Source organism: Acinetobacter pseudolwoffii, from assembly GCF_002803605.1.
GTDB lineage: Bacteria > Pseudomonadota > Gammaproteobacteria > Pseudomonadales > Moraxellaceae > Acinetobacter > Acinetobacter pseudolwoffii.
Genome location: NZ_PHRG01000004.1, coordinates 195,727 through 212,547, shown reverse-complemented (window position 1 = coordinate 212,547; position 16,821 = coordinate 195,727). Strand labels below are relative to the sequence as shown.

Annotated in this window: 17 protein-coding genes; 6 read left to right on the top strand and 11 right to left on the bottom strand. The window is 46.0% G+C overall.

Annotated elements, in window-relative coordinates; all coding sequences use genetic code 11:
* Window positions 1-11: 11 nt before the first annotated feature.
* Both CWI32_RS10195 and gacA read right to left on the bottom strand, forming a co-directional pair.
* The gene (locus tag CWI32_RS10195) at window positions 12-1,577 is read right to left on the bottom strand and encodes a sensor histidine kinase (RefSeq protein ID WP_100535237.1); all 1,566 of its coding nucleotides are present in this window, start codon (window positions 1,575-1,577) and stop codon (window positions 12-14) included.
* A 22-nt stretch (window positions 1,578-1,599) separates the two neighbouring features.
* On the bottom strand, window positions 1,600-2,235 hold the full coding sequence (gacA, locus tag CWI32_RS10190; RefSeq protein ID WP_005108454.1) for a response regulator transcription factor GacA: 636 nt from the start codon (window positions 2,233-2,235) through the stop codon (window positions 1,600-1,602).
* Between the two features lie 219 nt (window positions 2,236-2,454).
* On the opposite strand from gacA, the gene CWI32_RS10185 reads away from it, so the two are divergent.
* Window positions 2,455-3,522, top strand: a complete 1,068-nt coding sequence (locus CWI32_RS10185) for a serine hydrolase (protein ID WP_141667085.1) — start codon at window positions 2,455-2,457, stop codon at window positions 3,520-3,522.
* Between the two features lie 54 nt (window positions 3,523-3,576).
* On the opposite strand, the gene thrC is transcribed toward CWI32_RS10185, so the two are convergent.
* The 4 genes from thrC to xerD form a co-directional block, all read right to left on the bottom strand.
* The gene (thrC, locus tag CWI32_RS10180) at window positions 3,577-4,716 is read right to left on the bottom strand and encodes a threonine synthase (RefSeq protein ID WP_005094446.1); all 1,140 of its coding nucleotides are present in this window, start codon (window positions 4,714-4,716) and stop codon (window positions 3,577-3,579) included.
* Window positions 4,717-4,773: 57 nt separating this feature from the next.
* Window positions 4,774-6,078 (bottom strand): homoserine dehydrogenase, encoded by a 1,305-nt coding sequence (locus CWI32_RS10175; protein WP_005094444.1) that lies wholly within the window; start codon window positions 6,076-6,078, stop codon window positions 4,774-4,776.
* A 125-nt stretch (window positions 6,079-6,203) separates the two neighbouring features.
* Window positions 6,204-7,016, bottom strand: coding sequence for a DsbC family protein (locus tag CWI32_RS10170; RefSeq protein WP_100535236.1), 813 nt, complete (start codon window positions 7,014-7,016; stop codon window positions 6,204-6,206).
* A 99-nt stretch (window positions 7,017-7,115) separates the two neighbouring features.
* Window positions 7,116-8,033: a site-specific tyrosine recombinase XerD gene (xerD, locus tag CWI32_RS10165; RefSeq protein WP_005094442.1), complete on the bottom strand. Its 918-nt coding sequence runs from the start codon at window positions 8,031-8,033 to the stop codon at window positions 7,116-7,118.
* Between the two features lie 175 nt (window positions 8,034-8,208).
* Here xerD and CWI32_RS10160 point away from each other — a divergent pair, with 175 nt between their 5' ends.
* From CWI32_RS10160 to ftsW, 5 genes are all read left to right on the top strand, one after another.
* Complete coding sequence (locus CWI32_RS10160; protein ID WP_004281065.1) at window positions 8,209-8,469, top strand: FeoA family protein; 261 nt, start codon at window positions 8,209-8,211, stop codon at window positions 8,467-8,469.
* Window positions 8,466-10,322 carry a ferrous iron transporter B gene (feoB, locus tag CWI32_RS10155; RefSeq protein ID WP_005094440.1) on the top strand — a complete coding sequence of 619 codons (1,857 nt, stop codon included), beginning with the start codon at window positions 8,466-8,468 and terminating at the stop codon, window positions 10,320-10,322. The genes CWI32_RS10160 and feoB overlap by 4 nt, the downstream gene beginning before the upstream one ends.
* Before the next feature lie 56 nt (window positions 10,323-10,378).
* Window positions 10,379-10,630, top strand: a complete 252-nt coding sequence (locus tag CWI32_RS10150; RefSeq protein WP_100535235.1) for a DUF6587 family protein — start codon at window positions 10,379-10,381, stop codon at window positions 10,628-10,630.
* 161 nt (window positions 10,631-10,791) lie between these two features.
* Entirely contained in the window at window positions 10,792-12,138 is a 1,347-nt protein-coding gene (gene murD, locus CWI32_RS10145) for a UDP-N-acetylmuramoyl-L-alanine--D-glutamate ligase (RefSeq protein ID WP_034608365.1), read from the top strand.
* A 20-nt stretch (window positions 12,139-12,158) separates the two neighbouring features.
* Window positions 12,159-13,355, top strand: coding sequence for a putative lipid II flippase FtsW (ftsW, locus tag CWI32_RS10140; RefSeq protein WP_005094435.1), 1,197 nt, complete (start codon window positions 12,159-12,161; stop codon window positions 13,353-13,355).
* On the opposite strand, the gene CWI32_RS10135 is transcribed toward ftsW, so the two are convergent.
* From CWI32_RS10135 to CWI32_RS10115, 5 genes are all read right to left on the bottom strand, one after another.
* Complete coding sequence (locus CWI32_RS10135; protein WP_005094432.1) at window positions 13,344-13,604, bottom strand: zinc ribbon domain-containing protein; 261 nt, start codon at window positions 13,602-13,604, stop codon at window positions 13,344-13,346. The two genes, ftsW and CWI32_RS10135, sit on opposite strands and share 12 nt — an antisense overlap.
* Before the next feature lie 56 nt (window positions 13,605-13,660).
* On the bottom strand, window positions 13,661-14,581 hold the full coding sequence (gene gluQRS, locus CWI32_RS10130) for a tRNA glutamyl-Q(34) synthetase GluQRS (RefSeq protein WP_167381279.1): 921 nt from the start codon (window positions 14,579-14,581) through the stop codon (window positions 13,661-13,663).
* A 2-nt stretch (window positions 14,582-14,583) separates the two neighbouring features.
* Window positions 14,584-15,111 carry an RNA polymerase-binding protein DksA gene (dksA, locus tag CWI32_RS10125; protein WP_005094428.1) on the bottom strand — a complete coding sequence of 176 codons (528 nt, stop codon included), beginning with the start codon at window positions 15,109-15,111 and terminating at the stop codon, window positions 14,584-14,586.
* Window positions 15,112-15,321: 210 nt separating this feature from the next.
* Window positions 15,322-16,134 carry a 3',5'-cyclic-AMP phosphodiesterase gene (gene cpdA / locus CWI32_RS10120; protein WP_100535234.1) on the bottom strand — a complete coding sequence of 271 codons (813 nt, stop codon included), beginning with the start codon at window positions 16,132-16,134 and terminating at the stop codon, window positions 15,322-15,324.
* A complete protein-coding gene (locus CWI32_RS10115; protein ID WP_100535233.1) occupies window positions 16,131-16,766 on the bottom strand; it encodes an NUDIX domain-containing protein in 636 nt (211 codons plus the stop codon). Before CWI32_RS10115 ends, cpdA begins: the two co-directional genes overlap by 4 nt.
* Between the last annotated feature and the right edge of the window lie 55 nt (window positions 16,767-16,821).

The following is a 16,821-nucleotide window of genomic DNA, read 5'->3' as shown; positions in this document are numbered from 1 at the left end:
CTTAAACCCCTTTATACCGTAATACGTTGGCAGCTAATGCGAAAGCATGCGCCCTGTTCTTGTTGTATATAGTTTAATTGTGCCTGATTTGCTTCACAAAAACTATGTGATAAGTACAGTCCTAATCCGGTTCCACTAATCGAGGTACTGAAAAAAGGTTGAAATAATAGGGCTTGGTCGTGTATGGCTACACCTGAGCCGAAATCCCGGATATCAATCCAGACCCGATGTTCATAGGGATGTATATTCAGCTGAATGTAATTGGCATCTGCTGAATTGTGACGGATGGCATTGCGAAGCAGGTTAATCAGGACTTGCCGAAATTGTGCTTCATCGAACTGAATCAGCAGCGGCACATCAATATTAAATTGAATCTGATCGCAAATATCGGCCAAATCTTCCTGGATAAATAACGGGATAAATTCATTGAGATGAATCGGCACCGGATGGGTTTCTTTATTTTTGACCATATTCAGCGTGTCCTGAATAATCCGGTCGATCCGGGTCGCCTGTCGGCCAATCATCTGGTTGAGTACTTGTTGTTGTTCATTGTCAGAGTCAAGGTATAAATCATTGGCCTGCACAATAGCTGCCAATGGATTACGAATTTCATGCGCAATACTGGCTGAAAGCTGGCCCAGTGCAGCAAGCTTGAGTTGCTGCACCTGTTGATTGAGTTTTTTGGCATCCTGTAACACCAATAACATCAGGGTTTGATGCGGCACAATCAGCTTTTGTACCTGTACATGAATGTTATAGCGACTTTGCTGTGATTCAAATTGAAAACGCTCGCCATTTTCCAGCGTTTCAAACTGGATCAGTTCAAATAAATCTGGTTGTGACTGGTAGAGGGTAAATTTCTCATGCGCAAATTTTGCTTCGATCCCGAGCAGTGTACAGGCCGCAGGGTTACTCAGGACCACATGATAATTTTCATCCAGCACCAGATAGCCAGTTTCGATCTGTTCCAGAATATAACGGTTAATATTCTGTAAGCGATAAAGTTCCAGAGATTGCGAAAAGTTCAGGTTTTCCAGAATCTGAAAACGGCGCACCGCAATTTGCCCGGTTCCATAGACCACAAAGAACAAAAAGGCCAGCAGGGCACTATTACTGATATTGCTTAAGGAAGAAAATGCAAAAATACTGCCGATAAAATGTTGATATATGACACTAATCACAGCAATCAGCGTGACCACCAAAGCTTTTTTTGCATCCAGCAATAACGATGCGGAAAAGATGGTAATCACAAACAGCAAACCAATTTGCAGATTAGGCCCGTCACTTGCCAAAGTCAGTAAACTTAAGACGCAGACATCGCTAAAGAAAATCATAATCAGCTGCGGCTGGATCAGGCGTCTGATCCATTTCAGTGCGAACAGCTGCGCTGTATTAATGGCAACACCGATTCCCAGCGCATAATAATACAGTTGTGGATATTGATAATCGCCGGTTAGCTCGGAGTAGGTCAGCAGAAAAATCAGCAGCAGGCCAGTGCTGATCAGCAGGCGATACGCACTATACCAGATCCCTAAATGATACTGATTGAGTTCAGAATAATTGGTTTTTTGTGCCATATGCAGCGCGACTCGCCAAAGGCTAAGGTTTAATCAGCCCATAGCGCATGGCCAGATGCGTCAGTTTGACATCACTATCAATATTCAGTTTTTCAAAAATACGATAACGATAAGTATTTACGGTTTTGACGCTGACAAAGAGCTTGTCAGCAATTTCCTGAGCGCTGATACAGTTCACCACCATCATCGCCACTTGCATTTCACGTTCTGACAGTGCATCAAAAGGCGATTGCTGTGTATCAGAAAGGTAAGAACTCGCTAACTGTTCTGCAATGTCGGCACTAAAATATTTACCGCCTTGCATGACTTTATTGATGGCGCGAACCATTTCTGAAATCGGCGCCCCTTTGGTAATATAACCTTTGGCTCCGGCTTTTAATAACAGCGAAGGATAGGGTTCTTCTGCCAGACCGCTGACAGCCAGTACTTTGGTTTCAGGGGCGCTCTGAAGCAGACGACGCGTGGTTTCTACGCCACCAATGCCCGGCATATTCACATCCAGTAAAACCACATTCGGATGATGCTGACGAACCAGAGAAATCGCTTCTTCACCAGATTCAGCCTGTCCAATCACCTGAACCTCCGCATGGTCTTCCAGCATTCTGCAAATTCCAGTACGTACTAATTCATGGTCGTCCACAACTAAAACTGTGATCACCTACGCTCTCCCTCTGTTAAAAAAATCATTTTTTTGTTACATAAAGCAAAATAAGCTTGCAATGAAAGTACAAAATTAGCAATCCTATTCGCAAGATAAAATCTGAAACTTATCACACAGTGTCAAGATCAAAAAATGTTCTGCAATGTGTTTAAATGTAAGGCATATTAGAGGTAATACGCAAATCAATCTTACCTCTGTTAGTTGAGTGAAGAAATAGTGAAGAAAATAAACAAGTCTTTAAGGCATGTATTGGGCCTGTCCGTGTTAGTCAGCATGAGTGCGACAAGTTTTGCTGAAATCATTATGAATTCTGGCACGACAGAGGGCGGATCCAGCATTAGTTGGTCTTCTGAGGAAGTCAATCAGCTGATGAGTGATGATTTCCGTGTGGCTGCTGATGAGCCTTCGCCACCCGGTTCAGCCACCGTGACCACGACCTTGCGTCAGAGTGTACCGAGCACCCAGCAGTCGGTCAGTGTTCAGCAACCAGCAAAAACAACACAGATTTTTGATACAAACAGTTATAGCAATCAACCCTCTGTAAATGCCCGTGCTGCATTGGTTATGGATGCGCAAACCGGTGAGGTACTGTTTAGCAAAAACACCAATACCGCTTTGCCGATTGCATCTATTACCAAATTAATGACAGCAGTGGTGATTTCCGATGCACGTTTAAACATGTCAGAAAAAATCACGCTGCAACAGGCTGATTTCTCTTGCGCAGGTTGTAAAAGCTCAAGCTCGACCTTACGTGCTGGCGATAGCATGAACCGTGCCGAAGCTTTATTGTTTGCTCTAATGAAGTCTGAAAACCCGGCAGCTGCAGCCTTGGCGCGAACGTATCCAGGTGGTCGCAGTGCATTTATTGCAGCGATGAACAGTAAGGCCAAGGCCTTAGGCATGAATTCATCCCGCTTTATGGAATCAACCGGCTTACACCCTGGAAATGTGGCATCAGCACGTGATTTGGGTATTTTAGTGAATACCGCTTCTCAATATGGTTTGATTCGTCAATTCTCGACCACACCAAGCTATGACTTTAACTTGGGTTATCGTGTACTGAAATCGAATAATACCAATGCACTGGTGCGTAACGGCGGCTGGAATATCAATATTTCTAAAACCGGTTTTATTAATGAAGCAGGGCGCTGTGTGGTGATGCATACGACCCTGAATAACCGTCCGGTGGCAGTGGTACTGTTAGGTGCAAATAGCTCACAGGCGCGTACCAATGATGCGACCCGTTTGATGAGCTGGGTGAGCCAGCAACCAAAACGAATCTAATCTCTGCGCTCATAAAAAACCCTGCGAATGCAGGGTTTTTTATTCTGGCTGAAATTACATGTTCGACAGAATAGAGTCTTTTACCTGAGCCATGGTTGCGTCGATAGACAGCATCACCGCATCGGCACATTGTTTGATCGCGGTATCTGGATCTTTTAGACCATTACCGGTTACGGTACATACGATTACTGAACCTTCAGCGATTTTACCTGCTTTGATATCACGGATTGCACCGCCAACAGACGCAGCAGATGCAGGTTCTACGAATACACCTTCATACATCGACAGCAGACGTTGTGCTTCAAGAATCTCAGCATCCGTCAGTTCATCAAACCAGCCGTTTGAATCACGAACGACAGCTTTGGCATGATTGAAGCTTTGCGGATTACCAATACGAATTGCAGTTGCAACAGTTTCCGGATTTTCTACTGGACCACCACGCAGGAACGGAGCAGCACCAGACGCTTGGTAACCTGCCATGATTGGCAAGCCAGCCGGTTTAGGACCAGTGAAAGCATCGGTTTCAGCATCGTAAATCACTTGCTCAAATTCTTCTTTCGACTGATTGGCCACCGCTTCGGTATAGCCCATCCAGTGTGCAGTGATATTACCTGCGTTACCCACTGGCAGGCAGTGGTAATCCGGGGCACGACCTAAAGCTTCAACGATCTCGTAAGCAATGGTTTTTTGACCTTGCAGGCGGTACGGGTTGATTGAGTTTACAATCGTTACCGGTGCCTGATCCGCAACTTCCTTCACCAGACGCATGCCGTCATCGAAGTTGCCACGAATTTGCATGGTGATTGCACCATACATCATCGCTTGGGCCATTTTACCCATGGCAATTTTGCCTTCCGGGATGAGTACAAATGCTTTGATACCGGCACGAGCAGCGTATGCCGCCGCAGCAGCAGAAGTATTACCAGTGGATGCACAGATGATGGCTTTAGAGCCTTCTTCAACGGCTTTGGTCACCGCCATAGTCATACCGCGGTCTTTAAATGAACCAGTCGGGTTTAAGCCCTCGTACTTCACATAAATTTCAACATCTTTACCAATAATGCGTGGAATATTCTCAAGCTTGATCAGTGGAGTATTACCCTCACCCAAAGAGATCGCACGAGTAGTTGCAGACACTGGTAAACGGTCGCGATAGCGGTCAACTAAACCAGTATAACGATTGGCATTCGACATGATGATGTTCCAATTGTGTGTAGAGCTTGGCAAGAGGAAATACTCCCCTTAACCCGATTAATTATCAAGCGATTCTAAACGAATTCGTACAATTTCGCCATGAATGACGGGTAATGCTTGAATTTGTGAGAGCGCTGCATCCATTTTTGATTCGACGATAGGATCGGTCAGAATCACGATCGGAATAAGGTCTTTTAAGCGAGGTTGCTGCATGATGGCATCAATACTGATTCCGGCACGACTGAGGATCGTGGTGACATCGGCAAGCACGCCCATTTGATCTTCGGCATTAATACGGATGTAATAGCCGGTGGTCATTTGTTCACGACTCAAGATCGGTAAATCGGTCAGGGCTTCAAAGGCCAGTTGCGGAATGGTTCCGGCACCGTCTTCGGTATAAATGATATCACGGACAATATCCACCACGTCTGCGACCACAGCAGAAGCCGTTGGGCCTGCACCCGCACCTGCGCCGTAGTACAGCGTTGGGCCAACCGCATTGGCTTGTACCAGTACGGCGTTTTTCACGCCATTGACGTTGGCAATCAGTTCTTCTTCAGGAATCAGGGTTGGATGAACACGGAGTTCAATCCCGGCATCGGTGCGGCGTGCAATTCCCAGGTGCTTGATACGGAAACCGAGGTCTTCTGCATATTTGACATCTTGTGCAGTGACTTTGCCAATACCTTCAGTAAAGACTTTGTCAAACTGTAGCGGAATACCAAAGGCACATGACGCCAGAATGGTCAGCTTATGTGCAGCATCAATACCTTCCACGTCAAAGGTTGGATCGGCTTCGGCATATCCGAGTTCTTGTGCTTCTTTGAGTACGTCTTCAAAAGTACGGCCTTTTTCACGCATTTCGCTGAGAATGAAGTTACCCGTACCATTGATGATGCCCGCCAGCCATTCAATCTTGTTGGCCGCCAGACCTTCACGAATCACTTTAATAATGGGAATACCGCCAGCCACTGCCGCTTCATAGGCAATCTGCACGGCGTTGTCTTCAGCCGCTTTAAACAGCTCATTCCCATGTTCAGCCAATAGCGCCTTGTTGGCAGTGACAATATGCTTGCCATGTTTCATGGCTTCCATAATAATTTCAAAAGCAGGATGAATCCCGCCCATGACTTCGACCACCACGTCTACGTCAGGTTGACGCACGATGTCCATCAAGTCTGCACTTTGTTTCACTGATGCAGGTAGGTCCAGATCAGGACGTGGACGACGGGTGCCTACATAGGTAATTTCAATTTCACGACCGGTGCGACGTTTAATCTCAGCAGCATTTTCTTTTAATAGTTTCAAGGCACCACCACCTACAGTACCAAGACCGAGGATAGCCAGACGAACTGGTTTCACGTCACACTCCAAATAAACAGTTTTTTACGAGAACCTAGATCATAGCTAAAAAAACGCCATGACTCTAGGGTCATTTCAGAATATCTTTATGTATAAAATAAAGTTAAATAACGTATTAAAATGAGTTATTTAAGTCGCTTCAATAATTCAGCGCTAGACAGATATCCGCCTAGGTAAACCCCTTCCGAACTATAAATGGCAGGGGTGCCATTGACGCCCATATTCAGGCCCATGTGATATTGATCTTGAACAGGATTTTCACATTTCTCTGCACTAATCTGTGCGCCGGCAATGGCCTGATCAAAAGCACTATGACGGTCAGCACTACACCAGATTGCTTCCATGGCCGGCATATGCTGTTCACCACGCGGCCAGGCGATATAACGAACCTCAATACCTTTACTATTCATTTCATCCATTTGTTCATGGAATTTATGGCAATACGGACAGCTGACATCGGTAAAGACATAGACCACATGCTTGGCCTTGCCTTTGGCCGGATAGATCAGCAGATCTTCTACTTTCAGTTCGGCAAAGAGTTTGTTGTTGATTCCGGCTTGCAGGTTTTCACTGACATTATGCAGCTGTTTATCACCAAGTCGGATCACGTCGCCCTGAATCAGGTATTTACCATCGCTGGTGACATAGACCGCAGACATATCTTCCAGACTGACCCAGAACAGGTTCGGTACTTCGGTGGTTTTAATATCGATAATTTTGGCACTGATCCCCGCAGTTTTGAAATGCTTTTCCAAGGTAGAGACCAGACGCTGTTGTGCATTGCGTTCGGTCAGGGTAGAGGCTTCTCCCGTTGCTGGTGCACTTGCAGTCAGTGTATCTTGCTTTTTAGTGTTGTTATCGGAATTGGAACATGCGCTAAGCCCCAAACCAGCAGCAAGTGTACAAGCCATAAAAACTTTTGAGCGGGCAAATGTCATAAATAACCCTTTTCTTCTTGGACTAAAAACAGAGCATTAGCATAACAAAAAAAAATACAAACACGTCAAACTTCTCAGTTTATTCCATATGTAGATGTTTTAAGCCCGTGGATGATGCGCTGCATGCAGCTGCTGCATCCGCACTTGCGCGACATGGGTATAAATCTGGGTGGTCGACAGGTCACTATGTCCAAGCAGCATCTGTACCACACGTAAATCTGCGCCATGATTGAGCAGATGCGTCGCAAAGGCATGCCGCAAGGTGTGCGGTGACAGCTCGGATGCAATCCCGGCCTGTAAAGCATAGCGTTTAATCGCATACCAGAAATTTTGCCGGCTCATGATGCCGCCATGCTGAGTCAAAAACAGATAATCGGTTGAGGTTTTATACAGTTGTGGACGGGCTTCATTCAGATATTTTTCCACCCATTCACAGGCCATGTGTCCCATCGGTACCAGCCGTTCTTTATTGCCTTTACCGACGATGCGTAAATAGCCCTGTTTTAAGTTAATCAGTTCCAGACGTAAGTTAATCAGTTCAGTGACACGTAAACCGCAAGCATACAGCACTTCAAACATGGCACGGTCACGCAGGCCTAAAGCAGTATTGATATCGGGGGCATCAATCAAGGCCTCAACATCGGCTTCAGACAAATCTTTGGGCAAGGCACGGCCAAGCTTCGGGGTTTTATGCGCTGCCACCGGATTATCACTACGCAGCTTCTGTTCACGCAGAAATTTATAAAATGAACGCAAGGCTGACAGACAGCGGGCAATTGAGCGTGGGCTTTTTTGCTGTTTGGTCAGTGCAATCAATACATCGGAAATATCGTCATGGGTCCATTCTGGCAAAGGCTTGCTCAGACATTCTGCACATTGCAGCAAATCAGATAAATAGGCATTTCGGGTGTGTGGACTGACCGTTTGCGCAATCAGATAATCACGAAAACCCTGTAAATAGCTCAAGGCTTCAGGAATTTGAACCGGGGCGGGAATACGGGGTTTTTTATTCAGCATAGGGTGCAAGGATCTGATCTGAAAAAGCGATGAATTTAATAGGTATTCTCCACTGTAGTTTAATTTCACCAGACTGTCGATGTGATATAAAAACTAATTCAGCATGTAATCAATCTTATTTGTTAATTATTCTCATTTGTTTGTATACTGTACAAAATAGTTCAGGAATTTCACGGTGCGTTTGTCTGATTTAAAAGCAAAACAAATTGCCATCATTCGAAAAGTGAGTCGAACAACTGATGGTGAAAGTGCTCTACACGATGTCGTCGCGAGTCGTTTGGAAACTCTAGGCTTTGTGCCGGGTACGAAGGTACAGGTGATTACGAAAGGTATTTTTGGTGGAGATCCCATTTTGATTCAAGTTGGATTTACCCGTTTTGCTTTGCGTAAATCAGAAGCAGCCAAAATTGAAATCGAACAGGCGGTGTCGGCATGAGTGATACATTACGTATTGCCCTTGTCGGTAACCCTAATTGCGGTAAAACTTCATTATTCAACCATTTAACCGGAACACGCCAAAAAGTTGGTAACTATGCGGGGGTCACGGTTGAACGTAAAGTCGGTACGTTTCAGCTTGCTTCAGGCAAAGCGGTGCGGGTACTGGATTTGCCAGGAACTTATAGTCTGGATGCGACCAGTCCGGATGAAGAAATCACCCGTAATGTGGTGCAAGGTAAAATCGCAGAAGAACAGCAGCAGGATGCATTCTTATGTGTAGTAGATGCCACTAACCTGAAACTGCATCTGGGTCTGGTCCTAGAAATGATTGCTTTGGGTCGTCCGATTCTGGTTGTACTCAACATGATGGATGAAGCACGCCGTCGTGGGATGCAAATCAATACCCAGAAGCTGTCTGAACGTCTCGGCGTGCCCGTGGTGGAAACTGTAGCGGTACGCAGTTCAGGGATTGAAAACCTGAAGAATGCCCTGGATCAGGGAAAATTCTCGGTACCGCAGACTGAACTGAGTGGCTTAAAGGGTGACCCGCATCAGCAGGTAGAAGTCATTCTGAACGACGTGGTCAATTTCGTCGATCAGGAAGACAAACGTACTGATTTTCTCGACAGGATTTTTTTACATCCGGTACTGGGTCTACTCAGCCTGGCTGTAATGATGTTCGTGATTTTCCAAGCGGTATTTGCCTGGGCTGCGCCGTTTATGGATGGCATCGAAACCTTCTTTGGTTGGCTCGGTGAATTCCTCGGTGAATATATTGCTCATCCTTTACTGAATAGTCTGGTGGTGGACGGGATTATTGCTGGTGCCGGCGGGGTGGTGGTATTCCTGCCACAGATTCTGATTCTGTTCTTCTTTATTCTAGTCTTGGAAGAATCAGGTTATTTACCACGAGCAGCCTTCTTGCTCGATAAGCTGATGTTTAAAGCGGGCCTGTCAGGCCGTGCCTTTATTCCGTTATTGTCCAGCTTTGCCTGTGCCATTCCGGGCATCATGGCATCGCGTACCATCAGTGATCCGCGAGATCGTTTAACCACGATTTTTGTGGCACCGCTGATGACCTGTTCAGCACGTTTGCCGGTATATGCCTTGCTGATTGCAGCTTTCATTCCACAGCAAACTGTCTGGGGTTTTATGAACCTGCAAGGTCTGGTGTTATTTGGCCTGTATATGGCGGGTATTGTCAGTGCTCTGGCGGTGTCTTTTGTACTGAAATTTTTCCATAAAGATAAATCCCAGCACATGCTGTTGATGGAGCTGCCAAGCTACCGTTTCCCGGATCTGAAAAACGTCTGGATCGGCTTGCTGGATCGCGGCAAAATCTTCTTGAAGCGGGTCGGCGGTATCATCTTTGCCTTATCGATTGTACTCTGGTTCCTGTGTACCTTCCCGCAACCCCCAGAAGGTGCGACTTTGCCGGCGATTGATTATTCACTGGCAGGTATGCTCGGTCATCTGATGCAGCCAATCTTTGCACCGCTCGGTTTTAACTGGCAGATCTGTATTGCCTTGATTCCAGCCATGGCAGCACGTGAAGTGGTGGTTGCTGCATTGGGCACTGTCTATGCACTGTCTGCCGTAGATGACGATGCAATGTCCGAAGGTCTCTCTTCACTCATCAGTAGTGGTGGTGATCTGGGCTGGTCAGTGGCGACAGGTCTGTCTTTACTGGTGTGGTTTATTTATGCACCGCATTGTCTGGCAACTTTGGCGACAGTCAAACGTGAAACTGGTTCCTGGAAAACGGTCAGTATCATGACGGTTTACCTGTTTGGCTTGGCATATTTCATGTCATTCCTGACTTATCAAATTGCTTCATATTATTTGGGCTAATCTCAGGTTGGCCTCGGCCCGTTAAGCTTGCCTGAGTATATGCATGGGAGATTGAGATGATTGAAATTCTGATTGTGGCGGCACTGGTGCTGTGGAGTGCGCTGGTAGTATTCAAAAAGGTGTTTCCGAACACCTCTAACTCAGTCTTCCAGAAGCTGTCTGATGCCTGTGCAGCCAAGGGCTGGAAGCGTCTGGCCAAATGGCTGCAACCGGGTATGGCTGCAGGCTGTGGTGGCAACTGTGCCTGTCCGGTTTCAGAAAAAAGTTCAGAAGAAAAGCCAGCCCAACAAGCGGTGAAATGGAAATAAGTTCCTTTTTGGCTGTAATTTTAAAAACCGTCATGAGCATGACGGTTTTTTTACGCATGGACACAAAAAAATATGCAGAAAGCTCAATCAGAAAAGGCATTCAAAACAGCAAAGTGCTACCATTTCGTCAGTTTCAAAATAGACCAAAATATGGGGCGAAAATGTTAATACAACGTGGTGGGTTAAAAGTCGTTGCAGGACTCGGAATATCAGGTGTTGCAGCAGTCAATTTCTTACATGACCAGGGCTACCGCGTTGCAGTAACGGATTCTAGAGCCATCCCTCCGGGACATGACCAGATTCCGGCCGAAGTCCAGACCAGTTTCGGCCAGTTTGATGCCGAGCTGTTGCTGTCTGCAGAAGAAATCGTGATCAGTCCGGGACTGGATCCAAAATTGCCAGAAATTCAGGCGGCGATGGCGCAGGGTATTCCTGTGGTGAGTGAAATCCAGATTTTACGCCGTGCTACGGATAAGCCCATTGTCGCGATTACCGGTTCCAATGCCAAAAGTACAGTGACCACTTTGATTGGCTTAATGGCAGCCGATGCTGGCAAAAAAGTCGCGGTCGGTGGCAATCTGGGACGTCCTGCACTGGATTTAACCAAAGATGATCCTGAGTTATATATCTTAGAATTATCCAGTTTTCAGCTGGAAACTACTTCAAATCTGGCGGCTGAAGTGGCGGTGGTACTGAACATGAGTGAAGATCATCTGGATCGGCATGGCGATATGATGGGCTATCACACCGCCAAGCACCGGATTTTTCAGGGTGTGAAAAAAGTGGTGTATAACCGGGATGATTCTTTGACCCGTCCTTTGGTGCCAGATGTGACGCCGATGCAAAGTTTTGGCCTGAATGCACCCGATATGAACCAGTACGGGATTCTTAAAGATACCGATGGTGGCATCTGGTTGGCGCGTGGTCGTGAACGTCTGTTAAAAAGTACCGAGATGTATATGCAGGGCACGCATAATGTTGCCAATGCCCTGGCTTGTCTGGCACTCGGTGAAGCGATTGGTTTGCCATTGGACAGCATGCTAAACACTTTAAAAACCTTCAAAGGTCTGGAACATCGCTGCGAATTTGTCAAAGCAGTGCAGGGCGTACGTTATTATAACGACTCCAAAGGCACCAACATCGGTGCAACCTTGGCGGCTCTCGATGGTCTCGGTATGGCGATTGAAGCCCAAGGTGGCAAAGTTGCGATTATTCTCGGTGGACAGGGCAAAGGACAGGACTTTAAGGCTTTGCGTGAATCATTGAGTAAATATGCCAAGATTGCAGTGCTGATTGGTGAAGACCGTCCGATCATCGAAGCAGCGATTAGGGGCACGACTGAGCTGGTTCATGCAGAGAGTTTGCAGCAGGCCGTAGAAATCTGCCAAAAGCACACCCAGGCAGATGATGTCGTGCTATTGTCTCCTGCATGCGCAAGTTTTGATATGTTCTCGGGTTATCCTGAGCGTGGTCGCAAGTTTGTTGCGTATGTGAATGAACTCAATTAAGAATAACAAGGATTCGTGATATGGCTGGGTTTGCTCAGACTACGATCAATAAATTAAACCAATTTTATAGCCAGTGGGTACCCAAGCTCCCCGCTGAGCTAAATCCACGGAATGTACTAATTTTCTGTGTATTGGCTTTACTGTGTATTGGTTCAATCATGGTGGCATCGGCCTCGATGCCTTATGCTGAACGTATGCATGAAAATGCCTTTCATTATATTAGCCGCCATGGCATTTCGATTTTTGTGGCAGCAGTAGCCGCCTATCTAACCTATAAAATTCCCTTAAAGGTCTGGTTTAATAACACCTTCTTTTTGTGGATTATTACCATTGTACTGTTGGTGGCCGTGCTGGTGGTCGGGACTGAGGTCAATGGTTCCAAGCGCTGGATTCGGGTGGCCGGATTTACCTTGCAGGCCTCGGAAGTGGCGAAAGTGATGATGGCGATTTTTACCGCGGACTATGTGGTACGCCGTGCGGAAGAAGTCCGGAACAATATTAAAGGTTTGGTTCGTTTAAGTGCGATTATGGGTGTGACCGTCGGTTTGATTATTCTTGAGCCGGACTTGGGGGCAACCGTAGTAATTACCTTGACCATGCTTGGCGTGTTTTTCCTCGCGGGTGCGCCGTGGATTCAGTTTGGTGTGGCCTTTATGACCTTGGTCGGTGCATTTGCCGCAGCGATTTTATTAGAGCCTTATCGCTTGCAGCGTTTGATGTCTTTTTCAAATCCATGGGAAGATCCACTGGGTAGCGGTTATCAGCTCTCGAATGCACTAATGGCCTTCGGCCGTGGTGAGTGGGCCGGGGTTGGATTGGGGCACAGCATTCAGAAAATGTCCTATCTGCCTGAAGCGCATACTGATTTTATGCTGGCGATTTTAGGTGAGGAATTTGGCTTTTTAGGTATTGCCACCATCCTGATCCTGTCTTTTACCATGCTGGTCTGCTGTATCCGGATCGGACATCGTGCCTTGCAACATCAATATCTACGTGCCGGTTATCTGGCCTATGGGATCTGTATCATTTTCTTGTTACAGATTTTGGTGAATGCCGGTATGAATATGGGCGTGTTACCGACCAAAGGTTTGACCCTGCCATTTATTAGTTATGGGGGTTCATCATTGATTATCTGTGCGGTAATGATCAGTTTAGTGCTGAAAATTGATTCGACCACTCGGCAGGTCAATCCAAGCCGGGAAGAATCAAGCTTCTAGATTGGAGTTGGATCCGGGCTCCGGCTGAGCATGGTCAAGCACTGTGCTCGGCATTGCAGTTCCGCAATTGGAACAGGTCACAAAAGCAGTTTTAGGCTTGGAAAGTGGAATCAATGGAATAAAAAACAAAGAAAAATAATGACGTTGCTGTTTCAGCTCATAGCCTGTACGGGTTCGGCAGACTGGACACAGGAACTGGCTCTTTTCAATGGTTTTGGTTTTAGGGCCGAATCCAAAAATAAAAAACATCTGCTTTTCCTCTCTGATTTTAATTCTAGAATTCTAGCTTAAGCCAAAACAGGTTTTTATTGATAACAACCTTGTAGCGCTGTTGTATGTGGAATCCGTTCAATGTTCCATTGCGCAACTGCCTGTTGCAGCATGCACTGTGGCGTATCCAGATCAACTTCAGCCTGATGCAAAGCATTAAGTGCCTGTTTTAAGAGTTGTGGGGCCTGACTTAAATCCAGTGCTTGGGCCAGATTCTGTTTTGAGAGTTTTTGTCCCTGATCATTCATCGCCAGGGGTAGATGCATATAATTCAGACGCGGATAACCGAGCAACTGCCCCAGATAGATTTGCCGTTCGGTATTGTCCAGCAGGTCAGCACCACGTACCACATGGGTCATGCCTTGCAGATAGTCATCGACCACTACCGCCAGCTGATAATTAATAATCCCGTCACGACGTTTTAAGACAAAGTCTCCCAGATCTTTCTTCAGCTTTGAGCAGTGTCGACCTTGTAATTGATCTTCAAAACAGATTTCGATATCTTCGACTTTTAAACGGATCGCTTGATTGTCGAATGCCAGAGCTAGGTCACGGCAGGTATCCTGATAGATATGATTGGAACCGAGCATTTTACGGGTACATTGACAGGCATAAACCAGACCCTGCTGACGTAATTGTTCGATCACATCTGCATAAATATCTAAACGGTCTTTCTGGAAAATGATTTCGCCGTCTGGCTCAAGCTGAAAGGCGTCCATGGCACGCAAAATATGCTCTTCACTGCCCGGATAAATACGCGGAATATCGGTATCTTCCACCCGAACCAGCCATGTGCCGTGGTTGGCTTTGGCATCGCAATAACTGGCAACTGCGGTAATGAGGGAGCCAAAATGCAAAGGGCCGGTTGGCGATGGCGCGAACCGACCCACATAAGCCATCCTATTGTCCCCCTCCTTTTTTAAAGGAGGGGTTAGGGGAGGATTATTCAACAGCATCATTAACCGTTATTTTGCTTCTCTTTGATTTCCGCCAGGGTTTTGCAGTCAATACATAAAGTAGCCGTTGGACGGGCTTCTAAACGACGCAAACCAATTTCGATGCCACAAGTTTCACAGAAACCATAGTCATCATTCTGGATCGCTTCGATTGACTGTTCGATTTTACGGATCAGTTTACGTTCACGGTCACGGGTACGCAGCTCAATTGCAAATTCTTCTTCCTGAGTGGCACGATCGTTGACATCAGGCAGGGCAGTATTCTCATCTTGCATCGTATTCAGCGTACGATCCACTTCTGACATCAACTCGGCTTTCCAGGCCAGCAAAATTTGGCGGAAATGCTGAAGCTGACCTTCAGACATGTATTCTTCATTTTTTTTAGGTTGATAAGGTTCAATACCAAATAAGCTAGCAGTAGAACCACCGTCAGTCGTTTTAGGCTTAGATTTGCGTACGCGCTTTGCAGCTTTCTCTTCTACAACTTCAATTTGATTGTCTAAGACTTGATTTTGGTTGTCATTCGCCATTTAGGGCATTCCTCATCATATGCGTATGATTGCTACGCAAAAAATATGGTGATATGCAATTTTTATCCACCCTGTAGAAGGATTATCCTCCTGTGGGGGCCGTCATCATATAGACTTTTTATGCTTATTGATAGTCTTTGATGTCTGGACTATGCATATCACATTTCCTTTGGTTGCAATAAAGTAATGCAAAAAAAACAAATTGAAAAGTTAATAACCTGAAATTTCAGTATTAATATTTTGCTGACTCAATGCCACCCGTTCAATATAGGTATCAAACTCACCATTTTGTTGCAAATGTAATACACGATAACCGGGCGCCGCCTGATCTAGCGCGAAATCCTGGCTTTTAGGTTTGAACTGCACACTGGTCGATGGCGTGGATAAAAAATAGATACCATGCCATTCATTACAGGAATCCTGATGCACATGACCAAACAAGACCAACTTTATATTCTGGTGCCGTGCCAGGACATCTTTCAGATCTTCGGCATTTTTAAGCCGGTGCTGGTCAATCCAGTGCGATTTCATCGCAAAAGGGTGATGATGACAAGCGATGATGACATGCTGATGCTTAAACTCAATCAATAATTGGTTCAATTGATCAAGCTGAGCTTGTTCCACCCAGCCATCAACCTTGCCTTGAACCGCACTATTCAACAAAATCATGGTCCAGCTACCAAAATGAATCGCATGTACCTGATTGGCATTCTGATGAAACGGAAAGATCCGGGTGTCATCATGATTACCCGGAATCTGATAATGCGGCACGTTTAAGGACTGGATAAAGTCTAAATAACGCTGATAAGTTCGTTCCACCGGCACCTGGGCCAGATCACCGGTATGAATCAGCGCATCCATTTTGCGAAAGCGCTGCTGAATCTGCTGCATCACTTCATGAAAACTCTGCTCTGGATTCATCCGGGCAAATTCCAGCTCTTCCCGATCCATCAAATGGGTATCAGAAATCTGGATAATGGTCCAGTCTGGCTGTTCGGTTGTATTTGACTGCGAAAAACTCATGTCTTTCCCCTTAGACATATCCCTGCAGTATGAATATGTTGTTGCAACCATTGCAAGGCCATAATGACCGGTGCATTCCTTAAGCGCCCATTGCTGAGTAGTGCGGAAATATCTGCATAATCCAGAATATGCAGCTGGATATTTTCACCTTCATCCGGCATGCCAAAAATCCCGCCATGTTCAGGCAGTTCAGTTTCGGCGACATATAAATGAAACAACTCGGAACAAGCACCCGCTGAAGGATAGAAGCTGAAAATATGCTGTAACTGATTCAAGCTACAGCCTGATTCTTCGAGTGCTTCCCGGCGGATACACTGTTCAGGCGCTTCATCGCCATCCAGAACGCCAGCAATCACTTCGAGTTGCCACGGTGAATCGACATCGTCCAGTCCGCCAATCCGGAACTGTTCAATCAGGCCGAATTTCTGCTGTTGATGGTTATAGAGCAGCACACCCGCTGCTTCTGGCCGGTGAATCAGCTCGCGTTGTAAAATAGGCGTCGAGCTGTCCTGCTGGAATAAACGGTGTCGCAGGCTGACTTTTTCCACCTGAATAAATCCCCGGTACAAAAACTCACGTGCCTCTATGCGAAAGTCTTTTTTATTATAAGAGGCCTGTTTAATAATATTCATATGCTCAGATAGAATGAATTGATTTATTTTCATCCTATCTGAGTTTTTTTTGAAG

Excerpts from the sequence above, each read along its gene's own strand:
- CWI32_RS10170 (WP_100535236.1), bottom strand. The coding sequence starts at position 7,016 with ATGACATTTGCCCGCTCAAAAGTTTTTATGGCTTGTACACTTGCTGCT.
- CWI32_RS10115 (WP_100535233.1), bottom strand. The coding sequence starts at position 16,766 with ATGAATATTATTAAACAGGCCTCTTATAATAAAAAAGACTTTCGCATA.
- feoB (WP_005094440.1), top strand. The coding sequence starts at position 8,466 with ATGAGTGATACATTACGTATTGCCCTTGTCGGTAACCCTAATTGCGGT.
- cpdA (WP_100535234.1), bottom strand. The coding sequence starts at position 16,134 with ATGAGTTTTTCGCAGTCAAATACAACCGAACAGCCAGACTGGACCATT.
- CWI32_RS10150 (WP_100535235.1), top strand. The coding sequence starts at position 10,379 with ATGATTGAAATTCTGATTGTGGCGGCACTGGTGCTGTGGAGTGCGCTG.
- gluQRS (WP_167381279.1), bottom strand. The coding sequence starts at position 14,581 with ATGCTGTTGAATAATCCTCCCCTAACCCCTCCTTTAAAAAAGGAGGGG.
- CWI32_RS10195 (WP_100535237.1), bottom strand. The coding sequence starts at position 1,577 with ATGGCACAAAAAACCAATTATTCTGAACTCAATCAGTATCATTTAGGG.
- thrC (WP_005094446.1), bottom strand. The coding sequence starts at position 4,716 with ATGTCGAATGCCAATCGTTATACTGGTTTAGTTGACCGCTATCGCGAC.
- ftsW (WP_005094435.1), top strand. The coding sequence starts at position 12,159 with ATGGCTGGGTTTGCTCAGACTACGATCAATAAATTAAACCAATTTTAT.
- xerD (WP_005094442.1), bottom strand. The coding sequence starts at position 8,033 with ATGCTGAATAAAAAACCCCGTATTCCCGCCCCGGTTCAAATTCCTGAA.
- CWI32_RS10135 (WP_005094432.1), bottom strand. The coding sequence starts at position 13,604 with ATGTTTTTTATTTTTGGATTCGGCCCTAAAACCAAAACCATTGAAAAG.
- murD (WP_034608365.1), top strand. The coding sequence starts at position 10,792 with ATGTTAATACAACGTGGTGGGTTAAAAGTCGTTGCAGGACTCGGAATA.
- dksA (WP_005094428.1), bottom strand. The coding sequence starts at position 15,111 with ATGGCGAATGACAACCAAAATCAAGTCTTAGACAATCAAATTGAAGTT.